We start from the raw sequence: 14,041 nt of genomic DNA, 5'->3' as shown, positions 1-14,041 counted from the left end.
TTTCCATGACGGAACGGAACCAGGATAAAACAGATCGTCGTTCCCAAGTCACCTGGGATGGGGCCAATGATGAGCGCGGCAAAACAGAAATCAAGGATCCGAACAAGGGACCTAAACACAAGAGAAAGTAATGCAGGAAGAGGTTGTCTCTAACGGACAGCCTCGTTTTATTTCGGATGACTTGCAAGGAGGATTAGCGTTGTTTCTGATTGCCATATTAACCGCGATTGCTGGTGAATTTAAGGTGATGCCCTTCAGCTGGGAACCTTTCCGATTTAGTTTAGGGAGTGCAACCTTCTTTTTTCTTCTCCTCATACTTCAGCCAAAATCGTACATTCGGGCAGGGCTGGTTACAGGGATTACCGTGATGGCGTTTCGGTCATTGCTCGATGCCATACTAGGATCTTTTTCCTTGTCATTAAGCTTTCAACACCATTTTCCTGCCATGATTTATTATGTATTATATAGTTGGGGGCTCAGTAGACTCCGTCTGGAAAATTTGCAGTTTACTCCCATCCGGATGGGCTTCATGGCTGCTGGCATAGAGTTTATCGTCAATGCAGGGGAACATCTCTTGCGTTTGGAACTGCTTGGTACCGACTATCCTTTTAGGATAAGGGAATGGTTCTTGCTCTTATTGGTCGCTATTTTTCGAAGCTATTTTGTCGTAGGCTTGTACAGCAGCATTAAGATGCCAGAACAGCAAAAGAAAATGGAGAGTATGCTGGAATTAGGTTCTGGCTTATATGGGGAAACCCTCTATCTTCAAAAGTCGATGGATCATATCGAACAAATTACGGCTTCCAGCCATGACTTATATAGAAAGCTAAAGGAGATGGACGAGCCTCATCTTAGCAGACAAGCCTTAGGAATAGCTCAGCAAATTCATGAAGTGAAAAAAGATTCCCAGCGGATTCTAGCCGGTTTATCCAAGCTGTATCGGTATGAGCAGGCTACTGAGATGAAGCTGGCCGAAGTATTGGATTTCGTGGTAAAAGCCAATGAAAAATATAATGAAATGTTAGGCAAAAGCATTATGATTCAGCGTTCCTCTTCCATAGACTGGGATACGGATCAGCCCATTCCTCTTCTTTCCATGCTGAACAATCTGGTAGCCAATGCCGTTGAATCGATCGAACATGTTGGGACGATTGAGATTGAAGCGGTCGAAAAACACCAAACCACTTGGTTTACCATAAGGGATACAGGAAACGGAATCGCTCCTGAGGATTTGGAGTTGATTTTTGAACCGGGATTTACTACCAAATTTAACGAAAATGGAGTAGCCTCGACAGGGATTGGCCTGTCTCATGTAAAAGAGATCGTCAATATCCTGGAGGGAGACTGGGATGTGAGGTCTTCTGAAGCAGGGACTACTTTTGAAATACGGATTCCTACGAACAAAATAAGGAAGGAGACCCACTTTGAATCTTAGCTATTTTATTGTTGATGATGATTCAGGAAGTCGCCGAATGTTAGAGCGGATCATTGCAGACGATGAGCTGGGAGAGGTAATCGGCTCTGCCCCGAGCGGTCAGGAGGCGGTTCCCCAGATCCTCCTGGCACGACCTGATATTGTCCTGATTGATCTGCTCATGCCTGACATGGATGGGATTGAAACGATGGAAAGGCTGAAAAACCAAAACTTTAGCGGCCAGTTTATCATGATCTCGCAGGTCGTGAATAAGGATATGGTTGGGGAAGCTTATTTAAAGGGTGTAGAATTTTTTATACATAAACCGATTAATCGGACCGAAGTAAGAAGCATCTTGCAAAAAATTGCCGAACAGGTCAGGCTAAAACAATCTTTATTAGCGATCAAGCAATCACTTGCTGGACTTGATCATTCCTATACCGCGCCAAAAAAAGCATCCAAAAAAGAAACGGTCCTCTCCATCCTCAATGATATGGGGATTGCAGGCGAAGCGGGCTGCGGTGACATCGTAGCCATGATGGAGTATCTGTTGGATAACCAGACAGCCAAAACGGCGTTTCCTCCACTAAAAGAATTATATGAAGCCATTGCCCGCAAAACAAAATCTGCGGAATCCGATGTGAAAAAGGAAAGCAGGGCCATTGAACAGCGGGTGCGCCGGACCATTTTTGCAGCCATCAGCAATTTGGCATCGATCGGAAGTATGGACTATGCCCATCCTAAGTTTGAGTATTATGCTCCGCGCTTTTTTGACTTTCAGGATATAAGGATCCGTATGAAGGAGCTTGAAGAAGAAGGAGATATTTCGAAAGTAAAGCTAAATATAAAAAAATTTCTCATGGTTCTTTATCTCGAAACTCTGGAAAAAATGGACACAGGTTACAAAAATTAAATTCAACCAGTGTCTTTATTTTTTTGTCGGATTTTATAGGATTTCATAACTCTCTCTTTATAATAAAAACAACAATTCAACCATTTATCCTTTGCATTATTTTATAAGGTAAAGGAAAGCGATTTCATATTAATAAAGGGAGAGTGACAAGATGAAAAAGTTTGGATTAGCCTTTCAAATCCTTGTCGGTTTGATTCTCGGTATCATTGTTGGTGCGATCTTTTTCGGCAATCCAATGATAGAGAGTTACTTAAAGCCGATTGGAGATGTATTTATTCGATTGATTAAAATGATTGTCGTTCCGATCGTCATCGCTACACTTGTGATCGGCGTTGCAGGAACCGGCGATATGAAGAAGCTCGGGAAGCTTGGCGGAAAAACGATCCTATACTTTGAAATCGTAACAACCATCGCCATTGTGATCGGCTTATTGGCTGCAAATGTTTTTCAGCCGGGTGCTGGAATCGACATGACCAAATTGGAAAAAGGCGATATCCAGAAATATGTGGATACAACGGAATCTGCTGTAAGCCATAGCTTCGCAGATACTTTTGTCAATATCGTCCCAACCAATATCATTCAGTCGATGGCGAACGGCGATATGCTTGCTATTATTTTCTTCTCTGTTATGTTCGGATTGGGACTTGCAGCCATCGGTGAAAAGGGAAAGCCGGTTTTGGCCTTCTTCCACGGTGTTGCGGATGCCATGTTCTGGGTGACGAATCAAATTATGAAGTTTGCTCCATTTGGCGTATTTGCCCTGATTGGTGTAACAGTTTCCAAGTTTGGGGTGGAATCCTTAATTCCGCTTGGAAAATTAGTGATTACGGTTTATGGCGCAATGATCTTTTTCGTGATTGTCGTGTTAGGCGGAATTGCAAAAATGGCAGGGACAAGCATTTTGTCTCTAATCAGGATCTTGAAGGACGAATTGATCTTAGCCTATTCAACGGCGAGTTCCGAGACTGTTCTTCCTAAAATTATGGAGAAAATGGAGAAGTTCGGCTGTCCAAAAGCCGTCACATCCTTCGTTATCCCAACAGGATATTCCTTTAATCTCGATGGGTCCACGCTGTATCAAGCCCTTGCGGCCATATTTATTGCCCAGATGTATGGAATTGATATGAGTATCGGGCAACAGGTTACCTTGCTTCTGGTACTGATGATAACATCGAAGGGAATTGCCGGGGTACCGGGTGTTTCGTTTGTGGTGCTACTGGCCACATTAGGCTCCGTTGGAATTCCTCTCGAAGGTCTGGCGTTCATTGCCGGTATTGACCGAATCTTGGATATGGCCAGAACGGTTGTTAATGTGATCGGCAACTCCCTTGCGGCCATCGTCATGTCCAAGTGGGAAGGGGAGTATGACGCGAAAAAAGGAAAGCAATATATACAATCCATTCAAAAAGCTGCGTAATAGACAGGAACCGGGATATCCCCCGGTTCTTTTTTTGCAGAAAGGCTCTGTTAAATTTCATTGTTGATTTTGTCCATCTTAATTACATTGCGGACATCAGGTACGTTAATGGAGTTAAAATCTCTGTGGATTGAAGTCGAACGGACATGAATTCCTTTATTTTTGTTAATAAACACCTCCCTTACGCTTTTATTGAGCAAATAATGAACTCCATGTCCGATAAAAATCCCTTGCAGCGTTTTTAGGAGAAATAACGACTCCTATGTCCATTCAATACGGAGCCTATTGCTAAAAAATCAACAGCCAATAATAACAGAGCCTACAGAAAAAAAGAGGATGTCCAAACGGAGATTTTCCGTTGGCACCCTCTTCAACAACATTTATGATCTAGAGCTTGGTCAATACAAGGCCAACCAGAGCGGCAAAAATGCCGACTACTTGGTAATACTTTAATCTTTCTTTGAAAATAAAATATCCTGCCAGGATAACAATAAGACAGTTTAAGCTGATCACCGGAAAAACAATACTGGCGACACCTGATTTCAGAGCATATAGATAACAGCTGAAGCCCATGACACTGAGCAGCCCGACGAAGGAACCGATCTTGGCTTCTTTTATTTTCATAGCTTTTTTACTTAAGCGCATAGCTAGAAAGAGACTTCCGCCACCGTACATCGTGACCAGGACATCCAGCGGATGAATGTGCAGGTAAGAAGATGTCTTCATTAAAATACCCAGAATGCCGAATGAAAGAACAGCTAGCATAACCCTTAACAGCCAAGGACCATAATGGGTATTCTCTTTGGATCCTGGTTTATATTGAATAACAATCACAGCGAGCATCATGATGCTAATCCCTGCCCAGTGAACAGGCCGAATTTGTTCATGAAAGATGAATCCCGCAGAGAGGACCGGAAAAATCGAGTTGGCTGCGATCAAAGCTGAGGTTAGACTGGCGGGCCCTTTTTCAAAGGCACTCGACATTTGTATATTTCCATTCGCATTCAGGATGCCAATGAGAGCCCCCAATGGGAGAGAAATTAGGGTAGGATGCAATTCATCCGTATAGATGCCATAAAGTAATGTGATAAGAAAAGCAGAAACGTAGAAAAAGAACTGAATGTTTACCTTTGACAAGTGGCGAGTAGAACTCCACTTGAAAATGGTATTATTGATTCCAAAGCAGACGGCCGTCGTTAAAGCTGCCAGTAGCCACATAGAACTGGACCCTTTCTGGATAGTGTTTAGTTTTCTATTTGTTCATGCCAATTATAACTTAATCCTACAAGAACCGACATAAAACTAGGAAAAGTGCTTTGCTTCCATTTCGGTGCTCGTGCTACAGTAGAAAGGAAGAAAAGAAAGATTGAGAGGAGTATCCCATGAAGGAAAAAGTGCAATGGCGGTTTATCGATACGGGTGCCATGTCACCGGCCATGAACATGGCGATCGATGAAGCCCTGCTGACCATTCATAGTCAAGGAAAAACCGCTCCTGCGGTAAGATTTTATACTTGGGAACCGTCTGCTTTATCGATTGGCTATTTTCAGAAGGCGGAGAAGGAAATCGATCTTGAGGCGGTTAAACGATACGGACTGGGTTTCGTGCGCCGTCCTACGGGAGGCAGAGCGGTACTTCATGATCAGGAACTGACTTACAGTGTGGTTGTATCGGAGAGCTATCCTGACATGCCGTCGCAGGTGACAGAAGCCTATCGGGTAATCAGCAACGGCTTGCTCAAAGGTTTTCAGTTTCTAGGCTTGCATGCGGAAATGGTTTCGCTCACTTCAGAGGAAGAAAAGGCAAAGTACGCCTCCTTAGGGTCATCGGCGTGCTTTGATTCTCCATCCTGGTATGAATTGGTGGTGGAAGGAAAAAAGGTGGCAGGCAGTGCTCAAACCAGGCAAAGGGGAACCATCCTTCAGCATGGATCCATTTTGTTGGACTTCGATGTAGACATGCTCTTTGACGTCTTAAAGTTTTCATCTGAACGGGTTAAGGAACGAATGAAAGCATCGTTTTTGGAAAAAGCAGTTGCCATCAATCAATTAAGCTCCAGAAAAGTAAGCTTAGAAGAAGCAAGAGAAGCTTTTTATCGAGGATTTGCAGCGGGCTTGGAGATTGAGCTTATCCCCAGCGAGTTAACCAGAGAAGAGTACGAACTGGCGGAGCAGTTGGCCCTCGAGCGTTACAGCAATGGGGAATGGACCTTTAAGAGATAAAGTTCGGCAAATTTTTCTTCTAGAAGAGGAATTTGGAGGATGGTGTCGAAAGGTAAAAAGAGGGAAAAACCTTCCCTCTTTTTCTGTGTCCGCCGTTAAAGGAAAATTTTACATAGGGAGAGGAGAATAACAGCATGAGTAGAAAGTTCAGACAAAGTATTTCCAGCATATTATCTTTTTGCCTTATCATTGGCCTGTTGTTTGCCACACCGCTGACAGCCAATGCACAAGGAAAGAAATTCAGCGATGTCAATGCCAAGCATAATTGGGCATTGCAGCACATTACCAAGATGTCCCTTAAGGGACTGATAGAGGGAACGAATGATGGCCGATTTCTCCCAGACCAAAAGGTAAGTAAAGAACAAGCCCTTGCTATGGCTCTTCGGACCATGGGCTTGAAGGCTCAAGCTGAGTCTTATACAGGGACAGACTATTCGGCTTTGTATGGACAAGCCAATGAAGTCTCCGCCTGGGCAAAGGGATATATTTCCGTGGCCCATCAAGAAGGATTGCTGAAAATCGATGACCCAGAAGTGAAAGGAAAGCTGATGTATGAAGCTTCCCGCCAATGGGTGGCCCAGCTTCTTGTCCGCATGATCGAGAAGGAAGCCGAAGCGGTGTTATATGAAAGTGCGCCAAGCGCATTTACGGACCGTAACAATATCGCGGATTGGGCCAGCAACTATGTCAAGTTAGCGGCATCCGATGAATTCCTGCTGATCAAAGGATTTGAAAATGCGAATGGCAGCTTTAGCTTCAAGCCAAAGCAAGCCGTAACCCGAGCGCAATTCGCTGTGTTGGTCAGCTTAGCCGAGAAGTTCCTTCCGGAGACCGTTGGAAATGAAGTGCAAGGACAGATTTTATCCTATACCAGTGATGAGCTTTTGCTTGAGACCTCCAATGGTCAACAAAAGGTACTGGTAACTTCAGATACTCACGTGTTTAAGGATAACCTAAAGGTAAGTCTTTCCTCCCTTGCTCGATTCCAGCCTGTGACTGTCGTTTTTGGAACAGCTGGTACGACAACGGCGGGAATGATCGAGATTTTAGATGAAGCCGCCGTTCAAGAAACCATTACGGGAACGTTATCGAAGGTCGTTGAAGAGTTCAAGACGATTGCCGTAACAACTACCGAGGGGCTGAAAACTTATCAATTGGTGGATCAAGTAAGCTTCGGATCCAAAGATGGCACCGTTCGATCTATTAATGATCTAGCGGTAAATGATACCATTGAAATTTCCGTGATCGGGGGAAAAGTAATCAAGATTTACCGAGTGCTTGGACAAGCGGATCTTAGCAGCACTGGAAACATCTATGAAGTAGATGCAACGAATAAGCTATTGACCATTCAAAACGGCACTTCGGTAAAAGTTTATTCCATTGCTCCTAATGCTGCAGTTTCCTATCCGGATCAGCGCTTAGCAGGATTGAATGGTCTGCGAAAGGGAATGGAAGTAGAAGTGAAACTGCAAGACTCCGTGGTTACGGAGATTAATGTGAAAACGATCATTGAAGAAGGAACCGTTATTTCGATTTCGCAAGACCAAGCCTATGTCACAGTACAGGGTAAGGACAGCCAACGTCCAAGCGTTTATAAACTAGCTCCTACTGCTACCATTAAGCTTCAAGGCCAGACCGCATCCGGAGCTTCTGAAATCAAAGCGGGTGACCAGATTGTCAGTTTAATCGGCACCGACGGAACGATCACTTCATTGGATATAACGAACCGTTCTCAAACGAGCAGCGATGCAGAAGATAACGATTTAATTAGAGGGAAAGTTTATTCCCTGGACAAAGCGAACAAAACGATCATTCTTGAATTCGAAAAGGATGGCAAGAAGTCCTATCAGCCGTATGAGTTTAGTACCACGTATGAGCTTTACATTAACGGAAGCTATCGCAACTCGCTAGACGACGTGAAGAAGGATATGCGAGCTGCCCTTCAATTATATGAAGATAAGATCGTATATTTGGAAGTCGATAACCGCGTGGAAGGAACCGTGGTGCGTGTAGATGCAGACCGTCGCATCCTCACCCTAGCCTTAGCGAATGGAGATCAAGTTCCTTACTATGTGACGAGTGACTATGACGTGACGATTCGCCATGAGAGCGGAGAGGATTTATCCGACATCGAGAGAAATGATTACGTCAGCGTGAAGCTCGATAGCACCAATAGGATTACGGAAATTGATGTTCGCAGAGATTATATTTACGTAGTAACGGATCTTTATGAGAGCAGCAAGAAGTTCTATGCTGAGGATGAAGATGAAGATGAATACAGCTTCTACTTGAACGCTGGGGTAGATCTTACCATACCAGGCAAAACCACTCCAAAATTCGCTGATATTAAGGAAGGCGATACGATCAAGGCTACTTATATCGGAGATGACTTGGAGGCGGTAGAGGTCCTGCCGAGCTATAAGGGTATGGTGACCAACATCAATACCACAACCAAACAGTTTACAGTGTTGAAGAACGATGGAACGACCGTGAATCTAACCTTTGAGACTGGTGATGTCATTAAGTATAAGACAAGCCAATATACTCAACTAAGCAACTTAGCTGTAAACGACCGAATTCAGGTGAATGCTTGGGCAGGAGGCAAGAAGCGACTGCTGAAGATGGAGAAAATCACAGGCGAATTCTATTATAAGGATCCTAATTTCGTTTATGTCATTGAAGGAGTCAAGAGCTATAAATATGCTCCAGAGCTATTTGTCCGTTCGGGCAATACTGGCGTAACGCTTGATTCCTTGAAGCGAAATGATAAAATTGAAATGTATCGCCTAGACGATTTAGTGTACGAAGTCAATAAAGTGAATTAGAAAAGATTCATTAATAGAAGAAGGGCACCAAAGCGATTGCTTTGGTGCCCTTTTCTTTGAGTTATACCTGGATGAGACTGTTAAACTCTTCTTGAAGTTGCTTCGTTACCGATCCACGAATCCCGTTCTTAACCGGTTTACCGTCTATCGTCACGATGGGCATGATCTCAGAGGTCGTACTGGTCAGGAAAAGCTCATCGGCTTGCGCTAGGTCCTCTAGCGTAAATGGAGTTTCTACAACTTCTATATTAAGCTTCTTGGCAATTTCTAAAACGACAATTCTTGTGATTCCCCCAAGGATAAGGTTACCCAGAGGATGCGTGTACAGCTTTCCATCACGTACCATAAATAAATTGGAGGCACTTCCCTCGGTCACAATGCCGTCACGGTGTTGGATAGCCTCGTAGCCGCCTTGTTCTGCAGCTTTTTGCTTGGCCAGCACGCTACCCAGCAGGTTCAGACTTTTAATATCGCATCGTAGCCAGCGGATGTCTTCTGTGACGATGACCGAGACGCCCTTTTCCATCAGTTCCACAGGACGCGGTTTGCGGGTAACATACCCGGTCAGGACTGGATGGGCCGGATCAGGAAAGGGATGATTTCGCGGCGCATAGCCACGCGTCACTTGAAAATAAATTTGTCCATTTTTAAGCTCGTGTACTTCCATTAACTTATGTAGATTCTCTTTCAAGTTCTCTAAGGATACAGGTAAGGTAATCCCAATTTGATTCGCACTATATTCAAAACGATCAAGATGTTCTTGTAGTCTGAAGATTTGTCCTCCATAAATGCTAACTACCTCGTAGACACCGTCTCCGAATTGATACCCCCTGTCTTCAATATCAATCCGTACCTCTTCCCGGTCAACTAGCCTATCGTTATACAAGATCATGGGGCGGTTCATCCTTCCTCAATGGAAATTTGAATAGTAAGAACTATCTTTCTTCACATTTTCCGCAAAACGCACAATATATAGTGTGAGCACACAAATACCTTGTCAAGATATTGAATGAAATGAAGGCATATGTTATCTTTAACTATACCTGCGCATCACTACTTTATCAAACATCATAGAGATAGGTCAATTTAATATAATTGGAGGACTAAGGATGGAATTAACGAAGAAAACGTATCGCTTGGATGGTCTAAGCGAAAAGATTTTCCTAGACCGCTATGCGATGAAAGATCTTGATCCAGATCATGTGACTGTTGGGGATACCGTCATTTGCTTAACGAAGGATGATCCGAAGTTCCCTCAAAAAGAAGTCGGCGTGGTCACGAAGCGCAAAGGCAACGATGTTACCGTAAAATTGCGCAGCGGGGAAGAGATCGTTACCATTCCTGAACGAATGATTAGAACTCTTGAAGAGACTCCAGATAAAATGTGGGACAGACTAGCCAAGACGATGTCCCGTTGCGAACAAACACCTGAAAAACAAGATGAATGGGAAAATAAATTCAGATACTTATTGGATGACTGGAAGCTTGTACCCGGCGGACGAATTGCAGCTGGTGCAGGCACCAACGATGAGCTAACGCTCTTTAACTGCTATGTTATTCCTTCACCGCACGATAGCCGTGGCGGAATCATGAACACCTTAACCGAGATGACTGAAATCATGTCCCGTGGCGGCGGTGTAGGAATCAACCTTTCCTCCCTTCGTCCAAGACGAGCTCTCGTTAAGGGCGTAAATGGATCCTCCAGCGGTTCTGTAAGCTGGGGCGGATTGTTTAGTTATACGACAGGATTGATTGAACAAGGTGGAAGTCGCAGAGGTAACAATAGTTAACGATGCCTCTTAACCCTGTGAATTGCTGGGAAGTCTTTTATAGGAGCTACTTGATAGTAATAATCTACATAAGAACAGTTGTTCTAGTATAATGATATCAAGGAGATACGTCTGGTTCCTAATGATGCGAAGGTTGAAAACATGCATCATATGTTTCATCAGCTACAACGTAATCGGAAACGATAAGCGTGAATGCTAAAAAATGATGAAAGGATAAAGACAATCAGCAGCCAAGCCCCTAAGTCCATTGGGTATGGGGAAGGTTCAACGACCATCGAAAGCACGTATTACATACGGAAGCGAGTAGAGTAGGGTTCAAGCGAACCCGAAGTGCAGGGACGCTTAATAAGCGTAAGATATGGTCTGAACTCTAAGGTGACTTAGAGAGTCGATGTAGCGAATCGGCGCAACATAATTGGCGTTAATGTTAATGCTCTGGGACTGGCACCCAGATGTACTTGAATTCATCACCATTAAGCAAACAGCTGGTCTAGTGACCAATGCTAACCTTTCTGTTTGTGTAAGCAATGATTTCATGAAGGCTGTAAAAGAAGATTTAGATTGGGATTTTGTTTTCCCAGACACTAACGACCCAGAATACGATGAAGTATGGGACGGTAACTTAGAAAAGTGGAAAGAGCTTGGAAAAGCTGTTAGAGTTTATAAAACCGTAAAAGCTAGAGAGATCTGGCACACCATCATTGAATCTGCTTGGAAATCTGCAGAGCCTGGCGTGGTATTCATGGAATACTATAACCAGATGTCCAATTCTTGGTACTTCAATCCAATTATTGCGACGAATCCATTGAAGGTTGCTTAAACCATAGTGGATGTAAAACCTCTTGAATTGCTGGAAGTTCCTTAGAGCCCTATGAACCACAACGTGACTGGAAACAGTGAGCGTGAAGGTGTAAAAATCATTGGGATTGGATAACCAGCAGCGAAGCGCCTACTGGATGGGAATACCTAAGGCGAACGTTCAACGACCAACGAAACCATAAAAAGATCCGTCTTTTTACAAGGGAGTAGAGTAGGCTATCAAGTGCTGAATGGATAGCCGAAGCGGGAGGGGCGGTTCATAACCGTCATGATATGGTCTGTTCTGTATCGAAAGATACAGCTGTGAATATCACAGGAGGGTTAGTTTAGCACACTAACGCTTTAACGCATAAAGGTGGGGAACAAGGCCTCCCAGCATGGGGTGTCTGCAATCTTTCTGCATTGAATCTATCAAAATTCTATGATGAAGGAAATCATGATGTCGCGTGGGACGAACTAGCAATGTGCGTGAACTATTCTGTACGCTTCCTAGACAATGTCATTGATACCACACCGTATCATTTTGATGAAAATGAAGCGAATCAAAAGAAAGAACGTCGCGTTGGCTTGGGAAGCATGGGGCTAGCGGAATTGCTCATTAAGTTGAATATCCGCTACGGTAGTCCGGAATCGCTTGAATTCCTTGACAAGCTCTATGGATTTATCGCTAGAGAGTCTTACTTGGCTTCATCCGAAATCGCGGCTGAGAAAGGTTCCTTCGGGGCTTTTGATGCCGAGAAATTCCTGCAAAGTGGATTTATGAAGAACCTGGCTGGATCTTATCCAGAAGTAGCTACAGCCATCCAAGAAAAAGGAATTCGCAACGTAACAGTTATCACCCAGGCCCCTACGGGTAAATGTATTGCCCCCTATGTTCGCAAGAACGTAGCGTAAACTTCACTATATGCGGGAAAACCTGAGTATCCTTTCGTACCTGTGTCTTGCCAACACAAAAGTAAAGGTAAAAATCGAAAGGTGCAGGCAATCCGCAGGGAAGTCGTGGCTGACCCCTCAACGACTAAACGTGGAGCACCGGTTTAAATTCTCACTTCAAGATGGAATGATAATATTAAACCGGTTGATGATATAGTCTGATCCACATGGCGACATGTGGAGTGGGTAGTAATAGTCCCACCACCTACATTATGTAGGGAGTAACAAAAGTGAGTACAGGGACCATGGTTGGAACAAGCACAGGCATCGAGCCTTATTTTGCGTTTGAATATTTCCGTCAAAGCCGTCTAGGTATGGACAAGCAGTATGTACCGATTGCTCAAAACTGGCTAAATGAACACCCAGGTGAAGAGCTTCCGTTCTATTTCGTAACGGCACAAGATCTATCTGCTGAAGATCATGTTCGCGTACAAGCGGTCATCCAGCGTTGGGTGGATAGCTCCATTTCTAAGACAGCTAACGCACCTCATGACTTTACAGTTGAAGATACAAAGAATCTTTATGAATTAGCATTCGAATTAGGATGTAAAGGTGTTACGATCTACCGTGACGGAAGTCGTGACGTTCAGGTTCTATCCACAGAAAAGAAGGATAAGCCGGAAGAGAAGAAGCAGCAAGTTGTAGAAGTGAAAGTGAAGTCACCGGAGAAGGAAAAGGAATATCAACGCCGTCCACAAATTCTTCAAGGTGCAACCTATAAAATGAATACGCCATTAGGTAAAGCCTACATTACCATCAATGACTCTAACCACGCTCCATTTGAGGTTATTGTTAACGTAGGTAAAGCAGGTTCTGACGTATTTGCTATGTCTGAGGCACTCGGTCGTGTAGCCACACTGTTCTTGCGCTTTGGAGAACTGCCGGATGGCAACAAAGCTCGTTTACTCATCAAGCATTTAAAAGGTATTGGTGGAACAGGAGCTGTCGGATTTGGAGCAAACCGAGTTGAGTCTGTCGCAGATGCGGTAGCTAAAGCTATGGAACTCCACTTAGACGGAACGGATACAAATGGACTCGTAGCAGCTACTGAAGCAGCAGCAATCGAAGAAAAAGATCTCCATGACGATGATCATTTTGATTTTGGCGTAAAGGATATTTGCCCATCTTGTGGAGCAGCTTCTTTAGTGAATAGTGAGGGATGTAAGAGTTGTACCAATTGTGGGTATAGCCGCTGCGGATAATAAATAAACTGGAACGGATGTAAACCGTCGTTGTTGTAATTACAAAATGAAAGTCAAGAGGAATTTCGGCATCTAGAGGTCCACACACCTTTGAGATGCCGTTTTTTTATTATTTACATTTGCATACTTTATTCAACATTGAAAAACAAATGTGAAAAATATTATTTGTTATTGTGGAGGCGTTATAAATGGGTATGGCTCCAACAAATATTGATACAATGTTTGAAATTAGAAGGTATCCTCAACAATATAAGAAGTTTGAAAATTATGATTGTGTGAAACAATTGGTATCCTTTCTGAGGGGTCAAAAGGTTGGAAAAAGGAACTTAATCTGATTAGCTGGAACGGTCGCGAACCGAAGTATGATATTCGCGACTGGTCAGATGATCATAGCAAAATGGGTAAAGGAGTGACCCTTTCAAAAGAAGAGTTCGAAAAGCTTAAAGAGATATTAACCCGAATTTCGAAAGTCTGTAACATCAACAACAATCATGAAACAACAAAAG

General features: G+C 43.6%; 9 protein-coding genes and 4 pseudogenes. 11 read left to right on the top strand and 2 right to left on the bottom strand.

The features are described from left to right. Nucleotides 1-5: 5 nt before the first annotated feature. From ABLT31_RS29045 to ABLT31_RS29030, 4 genes are all read left to right on the top strand, one after another. Nucleotides 6-131, top strand: a complete 126-nt coding sequence (locus ABLT31_RS29045; RefSeq protein ID WP_367758248.1) for a hypothetical protein — start codon at nt 6-8, stop codon at nt 129-131. Further along, nucleotides 131-1,435, top strand: coding sequence for a sensor histidine kinase (locus ABLT31_RS29040; RefSeq protein WP_367758246.1), 1,305 nt, complete (start codon nt 131-133; stop codon nt 1,433-1,435). The genes ABLT31_RS29045 and ABLT31_RS29040 overlap by 1 nt, the downstream gene beginning before the upstream one ends. Next, nucleotides 1,425-2,327 (top strand): response regulator, encoded by a 903-nt coding sequence (locus ABLT31_RS29035; protein WP_367758244.1) that lies wholly within the window; start codon nt 1,425-1,427, stop codon nt 2,325-2,327. Before ABLT31_RS29040 ends, ABLT31_RS29035 begins: the two co-directional genes overlap by 11 nt. Nucleotides 2,328-2,478: 151 nt before the next feature. After that, nucleotides 2,479-3,744 (top strand): cation:dicarboxylate symporter family transporter, encoded by a 1,266-nt coding sequence (locus tag ABLT31_RS29030; RefSeq protein WP_367758242.1) that lies wholly within the window; start codon nt 2,479-2,481, stop codon nt 3,742-3,744. Nucleotides 3,745-4,131: 387 nt separating this feature from the next. On the opposite strand, the gene ABLT31_RS29025 is transcribed toward ABLT31_RS29030, so the two are convergent. Then, on the bottom strand, nt 4,132-4,962 hold the full coding sequence (locus tag ABLT31_RS29025) for a DMT family transporter (RefSeq protein WP_367758240.1): 831 nt from the start codon (nt 4,960-4,962) through the stop codon (nt 4,132-4,134). Nucleotides 4,963-5,126: 164 nt separating this feature from the next. Here ABLT31_RS29025 and ABLT31_RS29020 point away from each other — a divergent pair, with 164 nt between their 5' ends. Beyond that, on the top strand, nt 5,127-5,966 hold the full coding sequence (locus ABLT31_RS29020) for a lipoate--protein ligase family protein (RefSeq protein ID WP_367758238.1): 840 nt from the start codon (nt 5,127-5,129) through the stop codon (nt 5,964-5,966). A 134-nt stretch (nt 5,967-6,100) separates the two neighbouring features. Then, entirely contained in the window at nt 6,101-8,791 is a 2,691-nt protein-coding gene (locus ABLT31_RS29015; protein ID WP_367758237.1) for an S-layer homology domain-containing protein, read from the top strand. A gap of 61 nt (nt 8,792-8,852) precedes the next feature. Here ABLT31_RS29015 and dat read toward each other — a convergent pair whose 3' ends face one another. Then, nucleotides 8,853-9,695 (bottom strand): D-amino-acid transaminase, encoded by an 843-nt coding sequence (gene dat / locus ABLT31_RS29010; protein WP_367758235.1) that lies wholly within the window; start codon nt 9,693-9,695, stop codon nt 8,853-8,855. A 205-nt stretch (nt 9,696-9,900) separates the two neighbouring features. Between dat and ABLT31_RS29005 the strand changes: the two are divergent. The 5 genes and pseudogenes from ABLT31_RS29005 to ABLT31_RS28985 form a co-directional block, all read left to right on the top strand. After that, a pseudogene (locus ABLT31_RS29005) lies at nt 9,901-10,569 on the top strand (adenosylcobalamin-dependent ribonucleoside-diphosphate reductase); the annotation flags it as partial. A gap of 430 nt (nt 10,570-10,999) precedes the next feature. Next, nucleotides 11,000-11,386 (top strand): annotated as a pseudogene (locus ABLT31_RS29000) (adenosylcobalamin-dependent ribonucleoside-diphosphate reductase); the annotation flags it as partial. A gap of 359 nt (nt 11,387-11,745) precedes the next feature. Continuing rightward, nucleotides 11,746-12,255, top strand: a pseudogene (locus ABLT31_RS28995) (glycyl radical enzyme family protein); the annotation flags it as partial. 311 nt (nt 12,256-12,566) lie between these two features. Next, nucleotides 12,567-13,535: pseudogene (locus ABLT31_RS28990) on the top strand (TSCPD domain-containing protein); the annotation flags it as partial. A 271-nt stretch (nt 13,536-13,806) separates the two neighbouring features. Then, the coding region (locus tag ABLT31_RS28985; protein WP_367758233.1) for a YdbC family protein at nt 13,807-14,041 on the top strand (235 nt) is incomplete at its 3' end.

Source organism: Ammoniphilus soli (assembly GCF_040813775.1).
Note: the sequence above shows the minus strand (reverse complement) of the source record. Positions and strands in the feature narration are given on the sequence as shown.

Excerpts from the sequence above, each read along its gene's own strand:
- ABLT31_RS29045 (WP_367758248.1), top strand. The coding sequence starts at position 6 with ATGACGGAACGGAACCAGGATAAAACAGATCGTCGTTCCCAAGTCACC.
- ABLT31_RS29025 (WP_367758240.1), bottom strand. The coding sequence starts at position 4,962 with ATGTGGCTACTGGCAGCTTTAACGACGGCCGTCTGCTTTGGAATCAAT.
- ABLT31_RS29040 (WP_367758246.1), top strand. The coding sequence starts at position 131 with ATGCAGGAAGAGGTTGTCTCTAACGGACAGCCTCGTTTTATTTCGGAT.
- ABLT31_RS29015 (WP_367758237.1), top strand. The coding sequence starts at position 6,101 with ATGAGTAGAAAGTTCAGACAAAGTATTTCCAGCATATTATCTTTTTGC.
- ABLT31_RS29020 (WP_367758238.1), top strand. The coding sequence starts at position 5,127 with ATGAAGGAAAAAGTGCAATGGCGGTTTATCGATACGGGTGCCATGTCA.
- ABLT31_RS29030 (WP_367758242.1), top strand. The coding sequence starts at position 2,479 with ATGAAAAAGTTTGGATTAGCCTTTCAAATCCTTGTCGGTTTGATTCTC.
- dat (WP_367758235.1), bottom strand. The coding sequence starts at position 9,695 with ATGAACCGCCCCATGATCTTGTATAACGATAGGCTAGTTGACCGGGAA.